This window comes from Pseudarthrobacter sp. IC2-21, assembly GCF_034048115.1.
GTDB classification, from domain to species: domain Bacteria; phylum Actinomycetota; class Actinomycetes; order Actinomycetales; family Micrococcaceae; genus Arthrobacter; species Arthrobacter naphthalenicus.
In genome coordinates this window covers 2675793-2699534 of the sequence record NZ_CP139145.1, presented here as the reverse complement: position 1 = coordinate 2699534, position 23742 = coordinate 2675793, and the positions used below count along the sequence as shown (strand labels likewise).

The 23742-nt window shown below is 64.1% G+C and carries 27 protein-coding genes, 1 other RNA gene and 1 riboswitch; of the genes, 17 read left to right on the top strand and 11 right to left on the bottom strand.

Annotated features, from left to right (window positions below; all coding sequences use genetic code 11):
* Window positions 1-369 precede the first annotated feature (369 nt).
* The 14 genes from SBP01_RS12445 (at window position 370) to SBP01_RS12380 (ending at window position 11996) form a co-directional block, all read left to right on the top strand.
* Entirely contained in the window at window positions 370-1593 is a 1224-nt protein-coding gene (locus SBP01_RS12445) for a CpaF family protein (protein WP_320535968.1), read from the top strand.
* Window positions 1593-2447, top strand: coding sequence for a type II secretion system F family protein (locus SBP01_RS12440; RefSeq protein WP_275214318.1), 855 nt, complete (start codon window positions 1593-1595; stop codon window positions 2445-2447). The genes SBP01_RS12445 and SBP01_RS12440 overlap by 1 nt, the downstream gene beginning before the upstream one ends.
* Window positions 2444-3385, top strand: coding sequence for a type II secretion system F family protein (locus SBP01_RS12435; RefSeq protein WP_320535967.1), 942 nt, complete (start codon window positions 2444-2446; stop codon window positions 3383-3385). The genes SBP01_RS12440 and SBP01_RS12435 overlap by 4 nt, the downstream gene beginning before the upstream one ends.
* Before the next feature lie 191 nt (window positions 3386-3576).
* Window positions 3577-3771, top strand: a complete 195-nt coding sequence (locus tag SBP01_RS12430) for a hypothetical protein (RefSeq protein WP_320538342.1) — start codon at window positions 3577-3579, stop codon at window positions 3769-3771.
* Window positions 3772-3894: 123 nt separating this feature from the next.
* Window positions 3895-4206: a TadE family protein gene (locus SBP01_RS12425; RefSeq protein WP_320538341.1), complete on the top strand. Its 312-nt coding sequence runs from the start codon at window positions 3895-3897 to the stop codon at window positions 4204-4206.
* Window positions 4207-4258: 52 nt separating this feature from the next.
* Complete coding sequence (locus tag SBP01_RS12420; protein ID WP_320535966.1) at window positions 4259-4690, top strand: hypothetical protein; 432 nt, start codon at window positions 4259-4261, stop codon at window positions 4688-4690.
* 7 nt (window positions 4691-4697) lie between these two features.
* A complete protein-coding gene (locus tag SBP01_RS12415; RefSeq protein WP_320535965.1) occupies window positions 4698-5192 on the top strand; it encodes a pilus assembly protein TadG-related protein in 495 nt (164 codons plus the stop codon).
* Window positions 5193-5256: 64 nt separating this feature from the next.
* Window positions 5257-6372 (top strand): peptide chain release factor 2, encoded by a 1116-nt coding sequence (gene prfB, locus SBP01_RS12410; RefSeq protein ID WP_275214323.1) that lies wholly within the window; start codon window positions 5257-5259, stop codon window positions 6370-6372.
* 188 nt (window positions 6373-6560) lie between these two features.
* A complete protein-coding gene (gene ftsE, locus SBP01_RS12405) occupies window positions 6561-7352 on the top strand; it encodes a cell division ATP-binding protein FtsE (RefSeq protein WP_320535964.1) in 792 nt (263 codons plus the stop codon).
* Window positions 7349-8263: a permease-like cell division protein FtsX gene (gene ftsX / locus SBP01_RS12400; protein WP_320535963.1), complete on the top strand. Its 915-nt coding sequence runs from the start codon at window positions 7349-7351 to the stop codon at window positions 8261-8263. Before ftsE ends, ftsX begins: the two co-directional genes overlap by 4 nt.
* A gap of 27 nt (window positions 8264-8290) precedes the next feature.
* Complete coding sequence (locus tag SBP01_RS12395; RefSeq protein ID WP_320535962.1) at window positions 8291-9733, top strand: peptidoglycan DD-metalloendopeptidase family protein; 1443 nt, start codon at window positions 8291-8293, stop codon at window positions 9731-9733.
* Between the two features lie 87 nt (window positions 9734-9820).
* Window positions 9821-10291 (top strand): SsrA-binding protein SmpB, encoded by a 471-nt coding sequence (gene smpB, locus SBP01_RS12390; RefSeq protein WP_255768224.1) that lies wholly within the window; start codon window positions 9821-9823, stop codon window positions 10289-10291.
* Window positions 10292-10392: 101 nt separating this feature from the next.
* Window positions 10393-10764, top strand: a transfer-messenger RNA (tmRNA) gene (gene ssrA / locus SBP01_RS12385).
* A 251-nt stretch (window positions 10765-11015) separates the two neighbouring features.
* The gene (locus tag SBP01_RS12380; RefSeq protein WP_320535961.1) at window positions 11016-11996 is read left to right on the top strand and encodes a S1C family serine protease; all 981 of its coding nucleotides are present in this window, start codon (window positions 11016-11018) and stop codon (window positions 11994-11996) included.
* A gap of 3 nt (window positions 11997-11999) precedes the next feature.
* Here SBP01_RS12380 and SBP01_RS12375 read toward each other — a convergent pair whose 3' ends face one another.
* From SBP01_RS12375 to SBP01_RS12350, 6 genes are all read right to left on the bottom strand, one after another.
* On the bottom strand, window positions 12000-12134 hold the full coding sequence (locus tag SBP01_RS12375; RefSeq protein ID WP_275214329.1) for a hypothetical protein: 135 nt from the start codon (window positions 12132-12134) through the stop codon (window positions 12000-12002).
* Window positions 12135-12216: 82 nt separating this feature from the next.
* The gene (locus SBP01_RS12370; protein WP_320535960.1) at window positions 12217-12585 is read right to left on the bottom strand and encodes a hypothetical protein; all 369 of its coding nucleotides are present in this window, start codon (window positions 12583-12585) and stop codon (window positions 12217-12219) included.
* A 69-nt stretch (window positions 12586-12654) separates the two neighbouring features.
* On the bottom strand, window positions 12655-13050 hold the full coding sequence (locus tag SBP01_RS12365; RefSeq protein WP_320535959.1) for a CrcB family protein: 396 nt from the start codon (window positions 13048-13050) through the stop codon (window positions 12655-12657).
* Window positions 13051-13080: 30 nt separating this feature from the next.
* The gene (locus tag SBP01_RS12360; RefSeq protein WP_275214332.1) at window positions 13081-13479 is read right to left on the bottom strand and encodes a fluoride efflux transporter FluC; all 399 of its coding nucleotides are present in this window, start codon (window positions 13477-13479) and stop codon (window positions 13081-13083) included.
* A 15-nt stretch (window positions 13480-13494) separates the two neighbouring features.
* Window positions 13495-14220: a metal-dependent transcriptional regulator gene (locus tag SBP01_RS12355; protein WP_320535958.1), complete on the bottom strand. Its 726-nt coding sequence runs from the start codon at window positions 14218-14220 to the stop codon at window positions 13495-13497.
* Between the two features lie 31 nt (window positions 14221-14251).
* Window positions 14252-15010 (bottom strand): class I SAM-dependent methyltransferase, encoded by a 759-nt coding sequence (locus SBP01_RS12350; RefSeq protein WP_320535957.1) that lies wholly within the window; start codon window positions 15008-15010, stop codon window positions 14252-14254.
* A gap of 116 nt (window positions 15011-15126) precedes the next feature.
* On the opposite strand from SBP01_RS12350, the gene SBP01_RS12345 reads away from it, so the two are divergent.
* Complete coding sequence (locus tag SBP01_RS12345) at window positions 15127-16515, top strand: MFS transporter (RefSeq protein ID WP_320535956.1); 1389 nt, start codon at window positions 15127-15129, stop codon at window positions 16513-16515.
* Between the two features lie 28 nt (window positions 16516-16543).
* Here SBP01_RS12345 and SBP01_RS12340 read toward each other — a convergent pair whose 3' ends face one another.
* From SBP01_RS12340 to SBP01_RS12320, 5 genes are all read right to left on the bottom strand, one after another.
* Entirely contained in the window at window positions 16544-17983 is a 1440-nt protein-coding gene (locus tag SBP01_RS12340; protein ID WP_320535955.1) for an aminotransferase class V-fold PLP-dependent enzyme, read from the bottom strand.
* Window positions 17984-18018: 35 nt separating this feature from the next.
* A riboswitch (SAM riboswitch) is annotated at window positions 18019-18132 on the bottom strand.
* Between the two features lie 159 nt (window positions 18133-18291).
* Window positions 18292-19104, bottom strand: a complete 813-nt coding sequence (hisN, locus tag SBP01_RS12335; RefSeq protein ID WP_275214337.1) for a histidinol-phosphatase — start codon at window positions 19102-19104, stop codon at window positions 18292-18294.
* 54 nt (window positions 19105-19158) lie between these two features.
* The gene (locus tag SBP01_RS12330) at window positions 19159-20274 is read right to left on the bottom strand and encodes a ribosome small subunit-dependent GTPase A (protein WP_275214338.1); all 1116 of its coding nucleotides are present in this window, start codon (window positions 20272-20274) and stop codon (window positions 19159-19161) included.
* The gene (aroA, locus tag SBP01_RS12325) at window positions 20258-21649 is read right to left on the bottom strand and encodes a 3-phosphoshikimate 1-carboxyvinyltransferase (RefSeq protein ID WP_320535954.1); all 1392 of its coding nucleotides are present in this window, start codon (window positions 21647-21649) and stop codon (window positions 20258-20260) included. Before aroA ends, SBP01_RS12330 begins: the two co-directional genes overlap by 17 nt.
* Window positions 21650-21655: 6 nt before the next feature.
* Window positions 21656-22189, bottom strand: coding sequence for a DoxX family protein (locus SBP01_RS12320; RefSeq protein ID WP_275214340.1), 534 nt, complete (start codon window positions 22187-22189; stop codon window positions 21656-21658).
* Window positions 22190-22510: 321 nt separating this feature from the next.
* On the opposite strand from SBP01_RS12320, the gene SBP01_RS12315 reads away from it, so the two are divergent.
* The gene (locus SBP01_RS12315; protein ID WP_320535953.1) at window positions 22511-23398 is read left to right on the top strand and encodes a sigma-70 family RNA polymerase sigma factor; all 888 of its coding nucleotides are present in this window, start codon (window positions 22511-22513) and stop codon (window positions 23396-23398) included.
* Window positions 23395-23655, top strand: a complete 261-nt coding sequence (gene rsrA / locus SBP01_RS12310; RefSeq protein ID WP_275214341.1) for a mycothiol system anti-sigma-R factor — start codon at window positions 23395-23397, stop codon at window positions 23653-23655. Before SBP01_RS12315 ends, rsrA begins: the two co-directional genes overlap by 4 nt.
* Window positions 23656-23742 lie beyond the last annotated feature (87 nt).

Below are 23742 nucleotides of genomic sequence, written 5' to 3'. Positions count from 1 at the left end.
GCACTCGCTCCTTGAGGAACCTGATGTTGGCGGACGGAACTAGCTGGCCCGACAGTTACCCTCGCCATCGGCGATCACAGGCTCCAAGATCCGCACTCGCGCAGTGCCGTTACCCTAACCTTCACCTGAACTGCCCGGCCAGAGTAGGAAATACCTGTATTACCAGTTGCTGGCTACCTGTGCGGGAGGGGAACGCTATCCAGATGTGCAGAACCCAGGCGTACGCACACTCTGAGCATTTCGCGTATGAATGAAGCCCCACCGTTATCCACAACCGGCCAAATTTGACTTGGCTTGATGCTTCACCTTCCCTAGGCTGTACCCAGTTGAACTGCCTCCACCGGGGGCGGCAGTTGTATTGGGGAACTTATGGATGCCGTGCGCATCGTGGAAGACGAAGTCCGCGAACTGATCCGCCGTCGGGGCCTGGACCCGATGCGTCAGGCCGGCGAGGTCCGCCGCCTGGTGGATGCGGCGGTCAGCGATTACGACGAGCGAGCCCTGATGGGTCCGCTGCCTCCGATTGGTCCGCTGGAGACCGCACGGAGGTTTGTCTTCGATGCTGTTGCAGGCTTCGGCGTGCTACAGCCGCTCCTGGATGATCCCTCCATCGAGGAAGTGTGGATAAACGCGCCCAACGAAATTTATGTCGCGAGAGACGGCGAGTCGGAACTAACGTCCTTAAGCCTCACCGAACAGCAAGTGCGCGATCTGGTGGAGCGCATGTTGAAGAGCTCCGGCCGTCGCCTGGACATGTCATCGCCCTTCGTCGACGCTGCCCTGCCCGATGGCTCCAGGCTCCACGTTGTCATTCCGGATGTTACCCGCCGCCATTGGGCAGTGAACATCCGCAAGTTTGTGGTGAAGGCCAGCCGCCTTGAGCACCTGATCGAGTTGGGGACTCTGACGCCGCAGTCCGCCCGGTTCCTTGGCGCGGCCGTTTCCAGCGGACTGAACATTCTTGTTTCTGGCGCCACCCAGGCGGGCAAGACCACCATGCTTAACTGTCTGGCGGCGAGCATCGGCAGCCGCGAGCGGGTGATCACCGTTGAAGAGATCTTTGAACTCCAGTTTCCGCTTCGGGACGTGGTGGGTCTCCAATGCCGCCAGCCCAATCTCGAAGGCGAAGGGGAGATTCCCTTGCGCAGGCTGGTTAAAGAGGCGCTCCGGATGCGGCCGGACCGTCTTGTGGTGGGAGAAGTTCGCGAGGCCGAGAGCCTGGACATGCTGATCGCCTTAAATAGTGGCCTGCCAGGGATGTGTTCCGTTCATGCGAACTCTGCGCGTGACGCCGTGACGAAAATTTGTACACTTCCTCTGCTGGCCGGCGAGAATATCTCCTCGGCGTTCGTCGTGCCAACGGTGGCATCCTGCATCGACCTTGTGGTGCACTGCAGCAGGCACGCCAACGGGCGAAGGCAAGTTACCGAGATACTCTCTCTCGGCAAGCGAGTGGAGAACGGCATCATCGAGTCGTCAATGGTCTTCGCGCTGGCGGACGGACAACTGCAGCCGCGGGCTAGCGCGATGCCGGCTGCCGAAAAGTTCGCCCGGGCAGGCTATGACGTCGCGGCGCTGCTGGAGCCGCGCTGATGGCGCCGCTATTCGGGGTGCTTGCCGGCACGGGTCTGTTTCTTATCTGGTGGTCGTTCTGGGAAAAGCCAACGTTGGTGAAGCGTCGACCGAGGGTCAGCCGCATCGGTGACCTCCTGGCTGCCGCCGGGATCGAGAAAGTCACTGCCGGTGGACTCGTCGCCTCCTGTTTGGGGCTTGGCATTTTTGTGGCGCTGGTCTTCGTCCTAATTTCCAGGTCGTGGCCCATGTCCGTTTGTTTCGGGCTGTTTGGCGCTTGGCTTCCCATCAGTGTCGTGCGCTGGCGCGCGCATAAGAGGACTGCTGTGTTGCGCCAGCTCTGGCCGGACGTGGTGGATCATCTTCGATCTGCCATCCGCGCCGGTCTTTCCCTGCCCGAGGCTCTCATCCAGCTGGGAGAAAACGGGCCGGAAGAACTCCGCCACATATTCCGGGACTTCGGCGCCGATTACCGTGCGGGGGGCCAATTTGAGGGCTCTCTTAACAGGCTCAAGGACCGCCTGGCGGATCCTGTCGCGGACCGGATCATCGAGGCCCTTCGACTGACCCGCGAGGTGGGCGGTTCAGACCTGGGTAAGCTACTGGGCACACTTGCCGAATTCCTTCGCGAGAACGCCAGAACCCGCAGCGAACTGGAGGCCCGGCAGTCCTGGACAGTCAACGCCGCCCGGCTGGCAGTTGCGGCACCTTGGATTGTCATGCTCCTTTTGGCCACCCGCCCGGAAGCCGTCAACGCTTACAACACACCCATGGGGGCAGGAGTCCTCCTGGGCGGTTTGGTGGTCTCCCTCGTCTGCTACTCCATCATGTTGCGCATCGGCGCCCTTCCCCAGGATCAGCGGGTGCTCCGATGAGTGGCCAGCTGGCAGCAGCTATGGTTTGCGGCATAGTCCTCGGCGTTGGATTGTGGCTGGTGTTCGTCAGGTTGCCATTCATGCGTCCCCTCACCTTCGTAGAGCGCATTGAACCGCAGTTGAAGTCGCAGAACCTTGAATCCCGGCTGCTCCGGCCCAGTAGCCAGAACGCCACTCCTTTCGGTCCTTTGGAACGGATCGTGCGTCCGCTGCTTCACGATGGATTCACAGCCCTCGGCAGGCTCAACCTTGGGTCAAGAGCACTGATCCGCCGGCTGGCGCAGGCCGGAATCAATAAATCGCCAGTCGATTTCCGGGCAGAACAATTGCTCTGGGCGGCCGCCGCGTTTGTGACAGCGCTGGCACTGGTAGTTCTCTCCGCTGCGGCCGGGCGCTTTAGTCCGTTCCTTGCGGTGGTGGCCGTACTGGGGAGCGGCCTTAGCGGATTCCTCCTCAGGGACTTTTGGTTGGGCGTCCAGATCAGCAGGCGTCAGGCCCGGATGATGGCTGAGTTTCCCAGCCTGGCAGAGCTGATGGCGCTTGCTGTCGGTGCCGGAGAGAGCGCGACGGGAGCCTTGGATCGCGTCTGCCGCAGTGCAAACGGGGAACTGGCCAAGGAATTTTCCAAGATCCTCGCTGAGACCAGGGCGGGCAAACCCCTGGTTGAAGCGCTTCAGGAGTTCTCCGCCCAGACAGACCTTGGCCCGCTCGTGCGATTTGTCGATGGCATCGTCGTCGCGGTGGAGCGTGGAACACCTCTGGCTGATGTCCTGAGAGCACAGGCCCAAGATGTCCGGGACACGGCAAAACGGGACCTGATGGAATCGGCCGGCAAGAAAGAAATCGCCATGATGATACCTCTCGTTTTCGGGGTCCTTCCCTTAACCGTGGTGTTCGCAGTGTTCCCGGGCATCGCTGCCATAAGCCTGGGGCTGTAGCCATGACTGTTACTCAACTGTCAGATATCAACCACGACGCTTTGCCTACTCGATCGCCGCGTCACTTACAGAATGGGACCGAAATGAAAAAACTGGGACTTTCCATCAGCTTGTTATTTCTTACCTTGCTGGCCGGCTTCGGGTCGTGCGACAGCCCTGCAGTGCGATCGAGACGCCGCTCCCGGAAGCCGATCCATCCCCGGGCCGCGGAGCCTACGGCTGACGAACGGCGACGCCATTCAACTGACCATCCTGAACGGGGCGACGTCCCCGGCTGGGTCATGATCACGCTGATGTCCGCCGTTCTTGTGGCGGCCTTGCTCGCCCTGGCGGGACCGGCCCTGGAAGCGATGTTTAATCAGGCCATGGAGAAGGTCGGAAACTAAGGCATGCTCGTCGCTGGCCCCGGCAGTTCCGGTCGGTTTTCTCCCGTCGCGGGAGGCGACCGGCGCGCGGCGGAACGAGGATCCGCCATAGTGGACTTTGTCCTGGTAGGCGGCCTGCTCACCATGTTCTTCCTGGGCATCATCCAACTGGCGTTGGTCCTGCACGTTCGCAACACCCTGATTGATGCGGCGGCGTCCGGCGCACGTTATGGAACACTCGCAGACCGCGGCGCCAGCGACGCGCAGGAACGCGCTGCCCACCTGATCGGCACGTCGCTGAACGGCGAATTCGCTCAGGACATCAGCACCGCCGAAGTGATGTTTCAAGGCATGCGAACCCTCGAGATCACCATTAGGGCGCCGATGCCCGTCATCGGGCTAATCGGCCCGCGGGACCTTCTGGAGGTAAAGGGCCATGCCGCCATCCAGCCGTAAAGATCGCCGGTCCCGCGCATACGCCTGGATCCGTCTCAGCAGGAGATTACAAGTGGCCCTAGGCGAGGAGGACAGGGAAGAGGGGAGTGCCGTCGTTGAGTTCACGTTTCTGGCGTTGCTCCTGATGGTGCCTTTGGTGTATTTCATTATCACTGTGGGCCAAATCCAGGGCGCATCCTTTGCGGTAGTGGGTGCTGCAGACCAAGCCGCAAAGGTCTTTGTTGCCCAGCCGAACGCCGATTCAGCGCAGGCCGCAGCCGAGCAGGCCGTACTCCTCGCCCTCGCAGACTTCGGTCATGACACCACGGCGGCCCGCGTCTCAACGCGATGCGATCCCGCGGACTGCCAAGCCGCTGGAACGGCAGTGACAGTCACTGTGAATCTGAGCGTGGCGTTGCCATTCGTACCCTTTAACGAAGACTTCAGGCTAGAGGCCAGTGAAGTTGAAGCATCATCCACTCAGCTGGTCGGCAGGTTCAGGTGACGGCAGCATGAACACTCCCACTGCCTCCGGGACGGTTCCGAGCGGAGCCACCGCGACCAGCCTTGACCCGCCAACACAAGACGGACAAATGACCGTGATGATTATCGGCTACGTGACGCTCGCCTTGCTTGTGGTCAGTGTCGTCATCGGAATCTCCAGCGTCTATCTCGAACACAAGAGGCTGCTGTCCTTGGCCGACGGCGCCTCGCTTGCTGCCGCGGACAGCTACACACTGGGTGAGGTTGGGGGAGCGGGCGGAAGCCCTTCGGCCTTCCTCGGTTCCGAGCGCGTCCGCAATGTGGCCTCGGACTTCGTCGCCCGTTCCCCGGCGTCAGCCCGCTTCGACGGGCTGGCCGTGACGCAGGCGACCGGCAGCCCTGACGGTTCCACCGCTGTAGTCGTGCTCAGTGCCATGGTCCATCCGCCTGTGGTGAATTTTTTAGTGCCGGACGGGATCCGGATCCAAGCTGCATCCACCGCGCGTTCCCGTCTCAGCAGGTGAGGCGCTGCTGCGAACCGGCCGGGTACCCGGCACTCCCGGCCGCATAGCGTAGGCTTAAACGACCATGGCCAATATTGATTTTTCCGCAGAAATCCGCGCCCTTCGCGCCACATACAACTCCATCGAACGCGTCAGCGATGTCGAGGCACTGAAGGAAGACATCGCCGAACTGAGCGAACGAGCTGGAGAGCCTGACCTGTGGGATGATCCTGCCGCCGCCCAGAAGATCACCTCCCGGCTCTCGCACAGGCAGTCCGAGCTGGAACGGCTGAACAAGCTGGTCTCGCGGATTGATGACCTGGAAGTTCTGGTGGAACTCGGCCAGGACGAGGACGACGCCGACTCCATGGGCGAAGCGGCCGCCGAACTTGAGTCGATCCGGAAGTCCCTTAAGGAACTGGAAGTGGTGACGCTGCTTTCAGGTGAGTACGACGAACGCGAGGCAGTAGTGTCCATCCGGGCCGGAGCCGGTGGAGTGGATGCCGCAGACTTCGCCGAAATGCTGATGCGCATGTACCTTCGCTGGGCTGAACGGCACGGGTACCCCACCACGGTAATGGATACTTCCTATGCCGAAGAGGCGGGCCTTAAATCCGCAACATTCGAAGTCAAGGCGCCGTACGCGTTCGGGACACTCAGTGTCGAAGCCGGAACGCATCGACTGGTGCGGATCAGCCCCTTCGACAACCAAGGCCGCCGGCAGACTTCCTTCGCCGCCGTCGAGGTCATTCCGCTCATCGAGTCCACGGACTCCATCGACATTCCGGACAACGAGATCCGCGTGGACGTGTTCCGCTCCTCGGGCCCCGGCGGTCAGTCTGTTAACACCACTGACTCCGCCGTGCGCCTCACTCACATCCCCACCGGCACCGTGGTGTCCATGCAGAACGAGAAGTCCCAGCTCCAGAACCGGGCAGCCGCCATGCGCGTGCTGCAGTCCCGCCTCCTTCTGCTGAAGAAGGAGCAGGAGGACGCCGAGAAGAAGGCCTTCGCCGGAGACGTCAAGGCATCCTGGGGCGACCAAATGCGCTCCTACGTCTTGAACCCTTACCAAATGGTCAAGGACCTCCGCACCGAACACGAAGTCGGCAACACGTCCGCGGTTTTCGACGGCGAGATTGACGACTTTATCGACGCGGGGATCCGCTGGCGGACCGACAACCGCAACGCCGCGAAATAGCACCTGGCCGCCCCAGGCCGTCCGGCACCGCCGCCGCCAACCCGCGACACACCCCTGAAACCCCCGAAATCCAGCAAACGGACTGCGTATAGTCAAGGGGCCGGGGCCTCTAATTCCCCAAACGAATGCCCGCGCGCCGGCTGCAGATCTGGGCTGCACTAGCGGTGCCCTGCAGGGTAATTAGGGCCATGATCCGATTCGATAATGTCACCAAGGTCTACGACCAGACGGCCCGGCCTGCGCTGGACGACGTCAGCCTGGAAATAGACCGAGGTGAATTCGCTTTCCTCGTGGGCGCTTCCGGATCCGGGAAGTCCACCTTCCTCCGGCTGGTCCTTAAAGAGGACCGGGCCTCGTCCGGTGCCGTCTACGTGGCCGGACAAAACGTCGCTAAGATCTCCAGCTGGCGCGTGCCCAGGCTCCGGCGCGGAATCGGCGTGGTCTTCCAGGACTTCCGCCTGCTCCCGCAAAAGAACGTGTTCGCCAACGTCGCCTTCGCCATGCAAGTCATCGGCAAGAGCCGCAGCGTCATTCGCGACACAGTGCCCGAGGTCCTGAAAACCGTGGGTCTGGACGGCAAGGAAAACCGCCTTCCGCACGAACTCTCCGGCGGCGAGCAGCAGCGTGTGGCCATTGCCCGCGCGGTCGTCAACCGCCCGGGCATCCTTCTCGCCGATGAGCCCACAGGTAACCTGGATCCCACCACCTCAATGGGGATCATGGGCGTGCTGGACAAGATCAACCAGAACGGCACAACGGTGGTCATGGCCACCCACGATGATGACATCGTCAACGAGATGCGCAAACGCGTGGTCGAGCTCAAGAACGGCGTCGTCATCCGCGACGAGGCCAAAGCACTGTACACCTCCATGATTCCCGTGGTGGGACAGTCACGCAGGCTGCGGGACGCCAGCGGCCGGGACGAAGTGCCGCCTGCCGCAGGGGACCGCCAGCCAGGTGAAGGGGAGGGACCGCGATGAGGCTGGCCTTTATCCTCGGCGAAATCGGCAGCGGCCTGCGCCGCAACGTCTCCATGGTGGTCTCAGTCATCCTGGTCACCTTCGTGTCCCTGACATTTGTGGGTGCCGCCGGCATGCTGCAGCTGCAGATCAACCAGATGAAGGGCTACTGGTACGACAAAGTCCAGGTGGCAATTTTCCTCTGCAGTGACGGTTCGACGGCGGCCGGTTGCGCTACAGGGCCCGTCACCCCCGAGCAGCAGGAAAACCTGCAGACCCTGCTGAAATCACCCGCGGTTGCCCAGTACGTCAACGACTTCCAGTTCGAGTCCAAGGAAGAGGCCTACAAGCACTTCAAGGACCAGTTCTCCAACTCACCGATCGTTGATTCGGTCACGCCGGACCAGCTTCCGGCTTCCTTCCGGATCAACATGAAGGATCCGGAGAAGTATCAGATCATCAGCGAGACCTTCTCCTCTCAGCCGGGCGTCGAAACGGTCATCGACCAGCGACAGCTGCTGGAGAGGCTGTTTTCAGCGATGAACGCAGCCTCCCTCGTGGCGGTCAGCATCGCCGGCGTCATGATCGTTTGCGCCATCCTCCTGATCGCGACCACCATCCGCCTTTCCGCCTTCAGCCGGCGCCGGGAAACCGGAATTATGCGTTTGGTGGGCGCCTCCAAGATGGTCATCCAGCTGCCGTTCATCCTCGAGGGCGTGATCGCTGCCGTCATTGGCGCGGCTCTGGCCTCCGGAACGCTGTGGGCCGTTGCCCATTTCTTCCTCGGCGAGTATCTGTCCAAGCAGTATCCCGACACCGCGTTCATCTCGCCCGGACAGACCCTCATTCTTGCGCCGGCCCTGCTGATCCTTGGCGGATCTTTGGCTGGAATTTCGTCTCTCTTGACCTTGCGCAGATATTTGAAGGTTTAGGCTGTGCAAACCGACCAAGGAATCCTGATGAACGTATTGCACCGAACTGCGCCCCGCCACCGGGCCGAACAACCGGCAGGCACAGTCCGGGCACAGGCACGTCGCCGCACCGGCTTGATGAGCAGCGTTATGGTACTGCTCCTGGCGGTCAGCCTCGGCGCGTCAGTACCCGTCGCGCACGCCGACGAGCTGGACGACAAGCGCGCCGCCCTCGAAGCCGAGGCGGCCCGTGTGCAGCAGTCGCTGGAGTTCGTGGATTCCCGCATCGCGAAAGCAGCAGGGGACCTGGTGATTTACCAGGGACAGCTGCCCGGAGCCCAGCAGGCACTCCTTGATGCCCAGGGCCGCGTGGCGGGTGCGGTCAAGGAGGTTGAAGCCCTGACCGCGCGGGTGGACCTGGCTCAGCAGAACAAAGCCAAGATCACACAGCAGCTCGACGCGGACAAGCAAAAGATTGCTGACACCAAAAAGCTGATCGGCCAGATCGCCACCCAGGCGTACAAGTCGGGGGGAGTGCCATCGAACCTGACCCTGTTCTTCGGGGCCAACAACGGCGGCAGCCTCACCCAGACCATGGACCTTGCGGACCAGGCAATGCGCAGCCAAAACGCCGCCATGGACAAACTGTCACAACAGAGTGCCACGAACGTGAACTCACAGGCGAGGCTTGAAGCTGTCGAAGGCGAGATCAGGGACCTCAAAGCCAAAGCCGATGCCGCCCTGGAACGGGAAAAGGCCGCCCGCGATGAGGCTGAAGCGAAGAAGGCGCAGGTTGATCAGCTGATCGCCGACACCACACGCCTCGACGCGGAACTCCAGGCTGCCAAGCCTGGCATCCAAAGCCAAATGGCTGCAGTTTCGGCCAGCCAGAATGCTGTAGCCAACGAGATCGCCGAACGCGACCGCAGGCTCCGCGAAGCCTGGGAGGCGGAGCAGCGCCGGATCGCCGAAGCCGCAGCCGCGGCTGCCGCCGCCAAGGCCGCCGCGCAGGGACAGGCCCCGCCTCCGCGGGTACCGTACGCACCGGTGACCGGTTCGCCGTCGGCCTTTGGCTTACGGCATCCGTTCTCGGGTGATGTGCCCATCACCTCCGGCTTCGGCTGGCGCTCAACCCCGCCCGGCACCATCGACTTCTACGGACAGGGAGGCTACGTCCACACGGGCATCGACTTCGGCGCTGCCTGCGGCACCCCCGTCTACGCTGCGGCCGCGGGCGAGGTCTTCTCCTCAGGCTGGAATTCCGCGGACGGCGGCGGCTGGCGGGTGAAGATCTCACACGGTGTCGTTCAGGGCAACTCCCTGACCACGATCTACTACCACAACAGCAGCATCGTCGTCTCGAACGGCCAGCAGGTATCGCAGGGGCAGCTCATCGCCTACTCCGGCAGCACCGGAAACTCAACCGGCTGCCACGCGCACTTCGAAACATGGCTCAACGGCGCTGCTGTCGACCCTATGCGCTTGCTGTAACCATAGTCCGCGCCTGCCGTACACTGGTATGACTCCGCGCCGGACCGGCCGGAGCCAACCAGGATCCAAGAACTGAGGAGTTCCACCGTGCCCAAAGAAAGTGGCCGTAAAGTGGTGGCCACCAACCGCAAGGCCCGGCATGACTATCTCGTGCTTGACACGTATGAGGCCGGAATTGCCCTGATGGGCACCGAAGTGAAGTCCCTGCGCGAAGGCCACGCATCCATGGTGGACGGGTTCTGCACCTTCTACAACGATGAGTTGTGGATGGAGGGAATTCACATCCCTGAGTACAACCAGGGCAGCTGGACCAATCACGCAGCCCGGCGCCGGCGTAAACTCCTGCTCCACAGGGAGGAGCTCATCAAGATCTCCCACAAAGTCAGGGAGTCCGGTTTTACCATCGTTCCCCTCCAGCTCTACTTCGTGGACGGCCGGGCCAAGGTGGAAATCGGCGTTGCCCGCGGTAAGCGTGAATACGATAAGCGGCAGACGCTCCGGGAACAGCAGGACAACCGGGAAGCACTGCGCGCGATGCGGGAACGCAACCGCCGGTAGCGGGCGGTCAGGCTGGAATGATTTGTGGGGGACATGCGTTATGATAGATAGTCCGGCAGGGATGGTGTTCACACCTACCAGCCGGTTTGGTAACAAAATACGGGGATGATCGGTTTCGACGATGTTAGTCGCGACAGGTGAAGCGGGCCGAGGATGCAGAATTATCTCGTAAACGCTGTCTGCAAAACAATAAGTGCCAAATCTAACGATCGCACTGACTTCGCTCTTGCTGCCTAAGCAGTAAGACAGTCCGTCAGCCCGAGGTTGCTATTGCCCCGGAACCTGGCGTCATTTAGATAGCCACTGCTGCTTACCCCCGTCATCGGGGTGAGCGGGACTCTTAGATGACTGGGCCCGGATCGGCCAGCTGTTTGCAGCGTGGCCGGGGCCGAGAAAATCCGACGCAAACTGCGCCCGGAGAAGCCCTGACAACACGACATCGGACGGGGGTTCAATTCCCCCCATCTCCACATTTTGAAATGTCGCAAGACATTGCCTGAAGACTCGGACCTTGTGTCCGGGTCTTTTGGTTTTAATAGCCCTTAGGAACAGCTCGGGGCTGCCGCCGTTGGACCTTCCCCGACCCGTCCACAGCAGGGATCTGTTCACCCACGGCGTAGCCGGCGCGGGACTACGGAAACCCCAACCGTGGTTGTCCCCAATAGGACCCGGCAGCACCAAAATCCGGCGGCCGGACTGAACACAGGCAGCCAGGAGGTGCGCCATGGAACCGGCCCGTGAACCCCGCAATGAAGAGTACGACGACGGTGCGCTGGATGCGTATTCGGCCACAGTGATGCGCGTGGCCGAGACCGTCACACCGCACGTTGCGGCCATTGAGATGACCAGCAACCGGCGGAACGGCCGTTTCCGTGTGGGCGCGGGCTCGGCAGTGCTGTTCACCGAAGACGGTTGCCTGCTGACAAATTCGCACGTGGTGGCAGGCACCCATCAGGGCCATGCCGCTTTTGCCGACGGTAGCCGGACGGACCTTGAACTGGTGGGAGCGGACCCGTTGTCCGATCTTGCAGTGGTCCGCGGACGGGCGCCAAAAGTGGCGCCGGCACAGTTCGGAGACGCGGAAACGCTGCGAGTGGGTCAGCTGGTCATCGCCGTCGGAAACCCGCTCGGACTGGCAGGTTCAGTGACCGCGGGCGTGGTCAGCGGCCTGGGCCGGGCCATCCCGGTGTGGCAAGGCAGCAACCGCCGGGTGATTGAGGATGTCATCCAGACAGACGCCGCACTCAATTCGGGAAGCTCCGGCGGAGCACTCGCTGATTCGCACGGACGGATCGTGGGCATCAATACCGCAGTAGCTGGCGCCGGGCTGGGCCTGGCAGTACCCATCAACTCGACAACGCGGCGGATCATTTCTGCGCTGCTGAAGGACGGCCGCGTCCGGCGTGCCTATCTGGGCGTGGTGAGCACTCCGAGCAGGCTGAGTGCCAGTGCCGTGATCAGGACCGGTCAGCGGGACGGGCTCAGAGTGGTGGAAGTCCTGGCCGGATCCCCTGCCGACCGCGCCGGCCTGCAGGCGGCCGACATCATCATGACAGCCGGAAGCCGCCCCGTCAGCAACGCTGAAAGCCTGCAAAAGCTGCTGTTCGCTGATGCGATCGGCAAGCCGCTGCCGGTCAGCGTGCTGAGGGACGGCAAGGAACTGGACTTGGTGGCCGTACCGGAAGAAATGGCGGATAACGGATGACCGCTACCGGCGCTTCTTCAGGTGCGCCACGGGATCCTGTGCGCCTTCAGGATTCTTGGCCTTCTTCTCGGCCCGTTTTTCCTTGATCGTCTTAACAGGCTTTTTGTTCAGCTGCTGGTGCGGTGTTTTGTCCGGCATGGCGTGCTCCTTACGACAGGGGGACGGGCTACGTCCCACTTCGTAAAATACGCCTTATCCGGGCGGAAGGAAATGCCCCGGATCAGGCCGGAGCGGGCACGTCTGCGATACCCACAAAGCGGGTGCCGACGCCGTCGAATTCGCTCCTGATGAAGCCTGCCTGAGCCTTCGGCACGTCGGCAGGGGAGTGATGTTCGCACACAACGTAGGTGAACTCCGGCCACCATTTCTTGGGCCGGGCAGCTTCCTCATACCCGCAGACGGCGCATTCCAAATGGACCCAGACGGGGCGCTTACCGGTGCGGTTGGCCCGCGACTGGACCAGCCATGCCGGCGGGTTGTCCAGGATCTCGCCCAGCTCGGCCTCGGAAAGGCGTTTGGGGATGCCATGGCGCTGCGCCATTTCCATCGGTACATCAAGGGCAATTGCCGCGTCGCGTCTGCTAATCATCAGAGTCAACAATACGGGACCGCGCCAAACCGGACGCCGTTCGCCATCGACGCCAAGGGTGCAGCCCGCCTATGAAGCCAGGGCTATGCCCACTGCCGCCGCAGCAGCGCCGGCGGCCAGATTGGCACCGATGTTGAGGGCTGCGGCACCAAACCGTGCTTCACTCAGGAGGCGCACGGTCGCAGTGGTCCAGGAACTGAACGTGGTCAGGCCGCCCGCAAACCCGGTAGCGACGGCGGTCTGCCACTCCGGTGCCATGCCAAGCTTTCCGGTGACGCCGATGGACAGTCCGATGATGAGGCATCCGACGACGTTGACCACCAACGTGGCCCATGGCCAGTGCCGCGGTGTGCCGGTGCTGCCGATGGTCTGAAGGTGGGTACGGTGGGCGAACCAGCTGTCGACGGCGAAACGCAGCAGCGCACCTGCCACACCAAATACTCCCACCAGGAGCGCCCCGGTCACAGGAGCGCCCCGGTCACAGGAGCGCCCCGGTCACGATGCCACCCGGTCTGCCACGAGCCGGCCCGTCCGCCAGCCGCCGGCCGCAGCCCCCAGGCCAAGCAGCAGCGACAGTCCCAGATAGACCAGCCACACGGGATGCTCCCCGGCCCGTGACAGGTGGTCAATCGAGAAGACCACTGCCGAGAACGTGGTGAAGGAACCCAGCAGCCCGGGGCCCAGACCGGCCCGGAGCCAGAACGCCGTGTGCGGGCGCGCCATCCACAAAGTGGTGAGGGCAGCCAGGACAAAGCTCCCGGCGACGTTGATGGCCAGCGTGGTCCACGGTACGGCTCCGGCAGCGTCCGGAAACGCGAGCCCCAGGCCGTAGCGCAACTCGGTTCCCACAAGCCCTCCCGCGCCCACGGCCAGCCACGCGCGCCATTCAGGCACCCCGCCCTGCTTCACTCAGCGGTCACCGAGGCTTTCACCGAGGCTGCAGCCGGCGTGGGGCCGGTCGGTGTGCACCCACAGTGCGGCCGTGATTTCGTCCGCGAGGTCGTAATCCCGCGACCTGCCTCCGTTTTGGATCCGCACCACCAGTGCCCCGCCGAACGGCTTGCGCCCCATGACCTCCACATCGGCGTCGAGGTCGATCTCCTCTGCCGCAAGATAGCGGAGCAGGTCGGGGTTGTCGTCACTAATCCGGATGATGCGGCCGGTATGACCGGGATCGAGTTCACCGAGCAGGTGCGCCTCCGGCATCAGGACGGCGCCGTCCGCCGTCGGAATGGGATCACCGTGCGGGTCACGCTCCGGGTTGCCCAACTTCGCTGCCATCCGTTCGATAAAGGTGTCCGATACGGCGTGCTCGAGGAGTTCGGCTTCGTCGTGGACTTCGTCCCAGCTGTAACCGAGTTCCTGGACAAGGTACGTCTCGATGAGGCGGTGGCGGCGGACCATGGCCAGCGCCAGACGGATCCCGGCGGGGGTAAGCGTGACGGAGCTGTACGGCTTGTGGTCCACGAGCCCCTGGTCCTTGAGCTTGCGGACCATTTCCGAGACGGAGGAGTTGGCCACACCCAGGCGCTGCGCCAGCTGCGAGGATGTGATGGGCTTGTCCTGCCACTCCGTGAAACTGTAGATGACCTTGACGTAGTCCTCGATCGAGGAGGAGGGGGCGCTGGTCTTCACGACGTCAAGCCTACCCGGTGGCCCGAAGGCGTCACGCCTTTACCGCCCGCCACGTCAGGGTCAGGTAAGGCAGCCTGACGTCCTCTCCGGTGCCGTGCCCGAGATGCTCGTGGAGGTACCAGTCGAGGTTGGCCAGCACTTTCGCCCGGGTGGCCTCACCGGCACGCAGATAATAGCTGCGCGACTTGGTCAACTCCATAATGTCCGTGGTGCTGAGGCTGTCCTCCCACCGGGTCACATGGCTTTCCAACCCGGTAAGTTCCGGGCCCACCACAGGCCGGAAACCCGGTTTGTAGACGTCCCCGGCGTGCATGATGCGCGATAACCTGTGCACCCAGGGAACCGACGTATCCAGCTGGTTCCAGATCAGTCCCAGCGTCCCGGCCGGCCGCAGAATCCGCGCGAGCTCGGTGCTGGCCGGCAACGGATCGCACCAGTGCCAGGCCTGGGCAACGCTTACGACGTCGAACGCTGCCTCCGGGAGGCCTGTCGCCTCCGCAGTTCCCTGGGTGGCCGCCACCCCGGGATAGTGCGCCCGGAGCTGTTCGAGCATGTCAGCGGACGGGTCAACCGCGGAGACGGTGAGGCCACGCTCCAGCAGCAGTGCGGCGAATTTCCCGGTTCCGGCACCCACATCCACGGCGTCCCGGGCCCCTGCCGGGACGAGCCAGTCCGCCGAATCGGCAGGGTAGCCCGGACGCACGCGCTGATAATGCTCGCCGCCGTCCTGGAAGCTCTGTCCGAGCTCCAGGCGGCGGCCGTGGTCAAGCCTGGGGCCGCCCCGTGCCACGCGTGATCTCCTTCAGCTGATTTCCCTGGGTATTCTGCGGATTTAAAACTACCTGATGCCGGCGGACCGCCGCCGTTGCAGCGGCGGTGTTTACTGGAAGAGTGAGTTTCCCTCCGGTGACACGCGTTCAGAGACTGGTCCTTTGGATCTCGGTCCTTGCGTCCTTCGTATCCTTTCTGGACAGCAGTGTCATCAACGTGGCCCTGCCCGCCATCTCCCGTGACCTGGGCGGCGGCCTGACCACCCAGCAATGGGTGGTGGATGCCTACCTGATCACTCTGGGGTCCCTGATCCTGCTCGCGGGCTCGCTCTCAGACGTGCTCGGACGGATCCTTATTCTCCGGGCCGGGCTCCTCGGATTCGGGCTGACGTCACTGATGTGCGCATTTGCCCCCACCGCCGAAGTTCTGATCATTTCCCGGGCGCTCCAGGGCATCGCCGGGGCCCTGCTCGTCCCCAGCTCGCTGGCCCTCATCACCTCGCACTTTGACGGGCCGTCCCGGGCCCGGGCCATTGGACAGTGGACCGCCGGTACCACTGTTGCCTTCATCGCCGGGCCGCTCGTGGGTGGACTCCTGGTGGATTCTGTCGGGTGGCGCTGGGTGTTTGGCATCAACGTTGCACCGATTGCAGTGACGTTGTATCTCCTGGCGGTGCTTCGCACCCGTGATGTCCGCGAGGCCGGGGTGCGGATTGACTATGCCGGGGCCGTGCTGTGCGTGCTGGGTCTTGCCGGGCCGGTCTATGCCTTGATCGAACAGGCCACCCAGGGGTGGAGAAGCCCGGGCATAGTATGGCCCCTGATCCTGGGAGGCCTCTGCTTTGCGGCGTTCATCTGGCGCCAGGCACGGGTCAAACAGCCGCTCATGCCGCTGAACCTGTTCGCCGTCCGGAACTTTGCGGCAGGAAACCTGGCTACGACGTTCATCTATGCCGCGCTCTCCATCGGCGGATTCATCGTTGTACTTTTCCTGCAGCAGGTGGCCGGATACTCGGCGACCCTCGCCGCGCTCGCGCTGTTGCCGGTCAGCCTGCTCAGCATCTTCCTGTCTTCCTGGTTCGGTTCCCTCGCCGGCCGCCATGGCCCGCGGTGGTTCATGGCTCTCGGACCTGCCGGCGCGGGCCTCGGCTACTTCCTCATGGTGTCATCGCAAACACCGGTCAACTACTGGTCCCAGCTGCTGCCCGGCATCGTCCTCTTCGGGGTGGGGCTCTCGGCAACAGTTGCGCCGCTGACCGCGGCGATACTGGGCTCGATCTCTGAACAGCAGTCAGGCATCGGCTCAGCAGTAAACAATGCAGTCGCCAGGGTGGCGGGCCTGGTGGGCATCGCTCTCGTCGGACTCATCGCCGGGAAGCAGCTGGACCTGGACGGATTCCACCGGGTGCTGATCGCCACCGGCATCCTGCTGGTCATTGGTGGTGCGGTCTCGGCAGCGGGCATCAGAAACCCGGCGCGGACCGCGGCGCCTACAGGCAGCGCCGCTGCCCAGGCCCAGCCGTAGGGCCCGGACGTAGGAGCCAGCCGTAGGATCAGTCGTCGAGGCAGGGCGCGGCCCCGGCAGTGCCGGGTGTATTTGGTGCCCAGTGGGGGTAGGTCCGGGTGTCGTTGGCCGGAACCCAGCGGCCCGAATCCACCACGTAGTCCCAGCCCAGGCCGGCGCGGCGCAGCTGCTCCAGGCCGGCCAGCAGCCGTTCAGCGTCCTCCAGCCGGGACCCCACACCAAAACTTGCCCGCAGCGATCCGGATGGAAGACCCAGGCGCTTCAGCAGCGGGTGCGCGCAGAAGCGGCCGTCCCGCAGGCCCACACCGTGCTCTGCCGAAAGATAGGCGGCAACCAATCCCGCGTCGTAGCCGGCCACGGAGAAGTTTACGACGCCGATCGTGTCAGTCCCCGGATCGGTGTCCGAGAAGATCTGGTGGACCGTGACGCCGTCGACCTTCTGCAGTCCCTCCACCAGGAACGACCTGATGGCCGCCTCATGGGCATGCCAGCGGTCCTGGTCCAGGGACGCGATGACCTGGGTGGCGCGGGCCAGCGTGGCCGCACCCAGGACGTTCGGTGAGCCCCCCTCGTGCCGGGCCGGTCCGGTGGCCCAGCTGACGCCGTCGAGCTTTGCCTCCCTGACTGCGCCCCCGCCGGCCAGGTGCGGAGTGCCGGCATCAAGCCAGTCACTTCGCCCAATCAGGACGCCTGACCCGAACGGCGCGTAGAGCTTGTGGCCGGAGAAGGCCAGGTAATCCACGTTGTCAGTGCTGATATCAATGCGCCGGTGCGGTGCGAGTTGCGCGGCGTCCACCACAATGCGTGCCCCGTATTGGTGGGCCAGGTCGGCGAGGACACCGATCGGAAGGATCTCACCGGTGACGTTGGAGGCGCCGGTGACAGCGAGCAGGCTGACCCGGCCCTCCTGAAGTTCGGCGCGGAGGGCTTCGACGGTTCCGGCGATGGTGGGTGCAGCCACTACGCTGCGGTGCGGAACACCCTGCCAGGGCAGAAGGTTGGCGTGGTGCTCGATGTCCAGGTACAGGACGTCGCCGTCGGGCCGGCCGTCCGTGTGCGGCAGGCAGCCGGCGAGAAGATTCAGCGAGTCGGTGGTGTTGCGGGTGAAGATAACGGAGTCGTCCGGGCGCCCGCCCACGAAGTCCCGCACGATGTTCCGGGCGTTCTCGTAGACGGATGTGCTGAGCTGCGACGCGTAGCCGGCACCGCGGTGCACACTGGCGTAGAACGGCAGGATCTCGTTGAGGTAGGCCGACACGACGGACAGGGCAGGAGCTGACGCGCCGTAATCGAGGTTGGCGTAGCGAACCTGCCCGCCCTGGATCAGCGGCGCTTGAATTTCAGCGCCGGTGACGGCGGCGAGGGGGCGTCCGGCACTCGCTGCGCTTTCACCCGCAGCTGCTGCCGCACGGCTGTTCTGGACGGTATGGCTGTTCTGGACGGCGGGGGAGACGGTGGCAGTTGTCACGGAGACCTCACTTTAAAAGGACTCCCGGTGCCGGGAATCCGCGCTTGCCGGGTCCATTGAGGAGCGGCCTGGTCGTCACCCGGGGCACCCCGCCGCGAATGGAGGGTTGCCGGCCAGCAAACCGGGGTTTAGCGCTGGCACTCGTGACCTGTTAAAGAGCGTAGGACATGCCCGCCGCAGCGAAAAAGCGTGGCGGAATGTTAAGGGCTTTGTTACGTGAGTTCCGGAATTGGCAGAATCCCCGAAGATGCGAACGGCGGGCACCTCCGAAAGGAGGGGCCCGCCGACGATAATTCGGAAATGCGGGCTTACAGCAGGTCGTCCAGTTCCGGGTTCAGCCGCTTGAGTACCTCGGAGTGGAGGATGGAGTTGGTGGCCAGCGCGTTGCCGCCGAAGGGCCCGTCCTGGCCCTCCAGCGAGGTGAAACGGCCGCCGGCTTCAACGACGATGGGCACCAGCGCCGCCATGTCGTAGAGGTTCAGCTCCGGCTCGCAGGCAATGTCAACGGAGCCCTCAGCCACCATGCAGTAGGACCAGAAGTCGCCGTACGCCCGTGTACGCCACACGTCCTCGGTCAGGCCCAGGAACTCGTCCAGATTCCCGCGCTCCTTCCAGCCGCTCAGGCTCGAGTAGGACAGCGAGGCATCCGCAAGGTTGGAAACGTTCGAGACGCGGAGCCGGGTTGCCGCGGCAAGGGACCTGCCCATGTACGCGCCGGCGCCTTTCGCGGCCCACCAGCGCTTGCCGAGCGCAGGAGCACTGACAACGCCAACCACGGGTTCCCCCTCATCCACCAGGGCGATCAGGGTGGCCCACACGGGGACACCACGGACAAAGTTCTTGGTGCCATCGATCGGATCAATGATCCAACGCCGGGAGCCGTGCCCGGAACTGCCGAATTCCTCGCCGAGCACCGCATCCCGGGGGCGTGAGCGGGACAGCTGGCCGCGGATGGCCTCTTCGGCAGACTTGTCCGCGTCGGTGACCGGCGTCAGGTCAGGCTTGGTCTCGACGTGCAGGTCCAGGGCCTTGAAGCGGCTCATGGTCTGGTCATCCACGGAATCGGCCAGCACATGGGCCAGGCGCAGGTCATCGTTGTAGCTCGAAGCGGGTTGGATCATGGTTCCAAACTACCGTCAAACCGCCGCGGCGTTGGGGAGGTGGGCGTCCGCACGCTAGCCGACGGTGCCGAGCTCCTTGCTTTCCTGGCCTACAAGCCTCGGGTCAGAACCCAGCAGCCGCCGCAGTGAGGCCAGCCGGGCGGGGCCGGTTGGACCGGCCTTTCCCTCGGCCACCCATGAGTCCAAGCCGCAATTGACCGCAGCAGAGTTGTGTTTACAGCCACGCTCGCAGGCATCAGTGCCAGGCTCCAGGTCCGGGAAGGACCGCAGGATCCGATCCGGGTCCACGTGCGCCAGGCCGAACGAACGGATACCGGGGGTGTCGATGATCCAACTGCCCGCCGGAGCATCGGTCAGTTTCAGGGCCAGGGCCGACGACGACGTGTGGCGGCCGCGGCCCGTCACCGCGTTCACGCCGCCCGTTGCCCGTTCGGCGCCGGTGAGCGCGTTGACCATGGTGGACTTGCCGACGCCGGAATGGCCGAGCATCACCGTGACCTTGCCGTCCAGATACGCGCGAAGCTGCGACACAGCGTCACTGTCCAGCCGGGCCGACAGCCCGTCGTCGGAGCGCGCGTCGATGCCGGAAGCGGCGGAGTCGGCTGTCCGGCTGATGATGACCGGGAAGTCCAGGTGCTCATAATTCGCCAGCAGTTCCGCTGGATCCTTGACGTCCGCCTTGGTGACGAGCAGCAGTGGCTCGATCCCGGCGTCGTACGCTGCCACCAGGGCGCGGTCGATGAATCCGGTGCGTGGCTCCGGGTTGGCGGCTGCCACCACCACCACGAGCTGATCTGCGTTGGCCACCACCGCGCGTTCGATCGGATCCGTGTCATCGGCGCTGCGGCGCAGCAGGGTGCGGCGGTCCTGGATCCGGACCAGCCGGGCGAGGGTGTCGGGCTCGCCGGAGACGTCTCCGACGAGGGAGACGAAATCGCCGGCCACGACGGGGGAGCGTCGCAGCTCACGGGCCCGTGCGGCGATAATGATCCGTTCGTCACCCGAGTCCTCGCCCACCACGGCGGTGTAGCGTCCGCGGTCCACCGTGATGATGCGGCCGGTCACGGCGTCGTCATGGCTGGGTCGGTCCTTGGTGCGGGGCCGGGAGCCCTTTTTGCTGGGACGGATCCGGACGTCGGACTCATCCCACGAATCAGTGCTGCGCGCCACCGCTGGAACCTTCCGTTGCGTCGGCGGGAACCGCGTTTTGCGCCACCATTTCCGCCCACATCTGCGGGAACTCGGGCATGGTCTTGGCAGTGGTTCCGATGTCCTGCACTTCAATGCCCGGCACGGCCAGGCCCAGAATCGCCCCGGCGGTGGCCATCCGGTGGTCGGCGTAACTGTGGACCACGCCGGCGCGCAGCTTGGCCGGACGGATCACCAGGCCGTCGCTGGTTTCTTCCGCATCACCGCCGAGGCGGTTGATTTCAGTGACCAGCGCCGCGAGCCGGTCCGTCTCATGGCCGCGTAAATGTGCGATGCCGGTGAGCCGGGACGGACTCGTGGCCAGTGCGCACAGAGCGGCTACGGTGGGGGCGAGCTCACTGGTCTCGTCGAAGTCCGCACCCTTGATCTCGGGTCCGCCGGTGACAGTCAGGACGCCGTCGGCCAGGCTGACGTCCGCCCCCATTTCTGCAAGGATGCTGCGCCACTGGTCGCCCACCTGGGTGGTTTTGGCCGGCCAGTCCGGGATCCGCACAGTCCCCCGGGTGGCCAAAGCGGCGGCCAGGAAGGGGCCCGCGTTCGAGAGGTCCTGTTCGATGCGCTGATCGAAGGCGCGGATGGGTCCCGGTGCCACCACCCAGTGGTTGGGCGTGGAATCGTCAACGGAGACGCCGGCGCCGCGGAGGACCGCCACGGTCATGGTGATGTGGTCGAGGCTGGGCACGGGTTTGCCCACGTGCTCGAGGTGGAGCCCCTCGGTGAACCTTGCGCCCACCAGCAGCAGGGCCGAAACGAACTGGGACGAGCCGCTGGCATCAATGACCAGGTGGCCGCCGCGGACTTCCCCCGTGCCTTCCACGGTGAACGGCAGCGAGGAGGGGGTCCCGCCGTCGTCCGTTGTCACGGCCACGCCGAGCCCCTTGAGCGCATCAATGATGGCGCCCATGGGCCGCTTCCGGGCGTGCGGGTCGCCGTCGAAAACGCTGGCACCCTTCCGCAGCGCCGCCAACGGCGGGACAAAACGCATCACCGTTCCGGCCAGGCCGCAATCGATGTGCGTGCGCGACGACGTCGCCTCGGGGCTGAGCGGCGTCACCTCAAGGTCGGGCCCGTAGGCACTGTCCCCGGGCACCTCCCTGACGGTGGCGCCCAGCAGTCGAAGGGCCTCGACCATCAGGGCGGAATCGCGCGAGTGCAGGGGGGCCCGCAGGCGGGAGGGGCCGTCAGCCAGTGCAGCCAGCACCAGGAATCTGTTGGTCAGCGATTTCGAGCCGGGCACCGTCACCGTGGCGTTAATGGGACGGCTCGCAAACGGGGCAGGCCAGTTCACGGTGAGGTTATCGGAAACCGGGAGTGCTGGCGGGGTGGAACCTGTCATGCGTGCTTATGCCCCCGTTGCGTGCACGGCGCGGCGCACGGCTTTGTCTGCGTTGTGAAGCTTCTTGCCGGTGGTCTTCCGGGCCTCCGCAGCCGTCTTCCGGGCGTCGGCTGCAATGTGCTCGGCACGCCAGGCGAGGCCGGGCTTCCCGGCGGTGTCCACTGAGGCCAGGAGGGCGCCACCGCTCAGGGAAACATTCTTCAGGAGCTGGTTACGGCGGGCCTCCCGGCCTGCCTTGGTGCTGATGTCAGCGCTGCGCCACTCCACAAAAGTGTTCAGGAGCGATATGACTGTCAGCACGGTGGCCGAAAGACGGCTGAACTTGCCGAGGCCGAACAGCACGCCGGCACCCACCTGGGTTCCGCCGATCACGCGGGCCAGCATCTTTTCATCAGCCTGGAAAGGCAGCGACGCGGCGGCCTTCTGCAGGAGCGGAGAGAGTTGCTGCGCCGTGTCATCGGCGTTCTTCAGCTTATCCAGTCCGGCGAAAACGAAACTGGAGGCCAACATGGGCCGGGCGAGGGTGCGGGCAAAGGACATGAATTTCCTCCTGGCTGGACGAACCGCTCAGATGCGGCGAAGTCCGTTCTAGTCTTGCACTTTTGAGGAATATTTGCCCGCCAACCGGGGTTATCGATTGAAGGTCCGCCGAACGCTGGCGGCGAGAAGTTCAACTGCCCGGATATTTTTACCTAACGTCGGCTCGTGCCAGGGCGGCGTTGAAAGAGAACGGAGTTGCCCTTGCGGTTGCTGAAAGACGGTGTGGAGACATCCGGTCCCCTCAGACTGCAGGCTCTCGAATCCGATCCGCCGCAGTACGGAACGCCGCGCGCCAAGGCCGTCACAGTAGACTTGGGCGCAATGAGTACCGTGGATCCGGCCGTTGAGGCCATGTATGGGGCCCCGCAAAGCGGCGCCAAGACCGGCGGCGACGCCCGGACAGATTCGCCCGCTGTGGCGGCGGAAGCGGCTGCAGGTGAATCGGACGCGCAGGTGACCGGAACGCAGGCACCGACCGAAACGGTAAAGGACGCTGCGCCCCAAGCAGAGGAACGCGCCGCGGAGAATTCCGCTGCGGAGGAATCCCCTGCCGAGCCTGCTGGCGCGGCCGAGCCGGCTGTGGACATGGCCACGGAGTCGACCGAAGAACGGCGGATCCGCTTCGAGCGTGACGCCATGCAGTATGTGGATCAGCTTTACTCGGCGGCCATGCGCATGGCCAGGAACCCGGCCGACGCGGAGGACCTCGTCCAGGAGGCCTACACCAAAGCCTTCTCCGCGTTCCACCAGTACAAGCCGGGCACCAACCTCAAGGCGTGGCTGTACCGGATCCTGACCAATACTTACATCAACCTGTACCGCAAACGGCAGCGCGAGCCGTTGCAGTCAAACTCGGACACGATCGAGGACTGGCAGTTGGCCAGGGCGGAGTCGCATACGTCCCGCGGCCTGCGGTCGGCTGAGGCTGAGGCCCTTGACCATTTGCCGGATTCGGACGTCAAACGGGCCCTGCAGTCCATCCCTGAGGAGTTCCGGCTCGCCGTGTACTTCGCAGACGTCGAGGGATTCGCGTATAAGGAAATTTCGGACATCATGAACACGCCGATCGGCACTGTGATGTCCCGGCTCCACCGCGGCCGGAAGATGTTGCGGGACCTGCTGGCGGACTATGCCGCCGATCGAGGATTCAAAGGCGCAGTGGAGTCACAGGACCCGGCTGCGAGTACACAACAGGAGAACAGGAAATGAGCGACTGCCAAGGATTGGGCGACTGCGATGACACGCGGATGCAACGCATCTACGAGTACCTCGACGGCGCCCTGACCCGTGAGGACATCACGGAAATCAAGCACCACCTCGACGATTGCCCGGAGTGCACCGAGCAATACGACTTGGAGTGCGTCATCCGCAAGGTGGTCAAGCGTTCCTGTACAGAGGCGGCGCCGGAGAACCTGAAGAACGCCATCCTGGACCGGATCCACGCCATCCGCCCGGTGGACGCCTAACCACTCACAAAATGGCGGCAGCGGCGGGCTGGACTGACCGCGTCAGCAGGCGTTAAGACGAAGGACCCCGGAAGCCAGGTGGCTTCC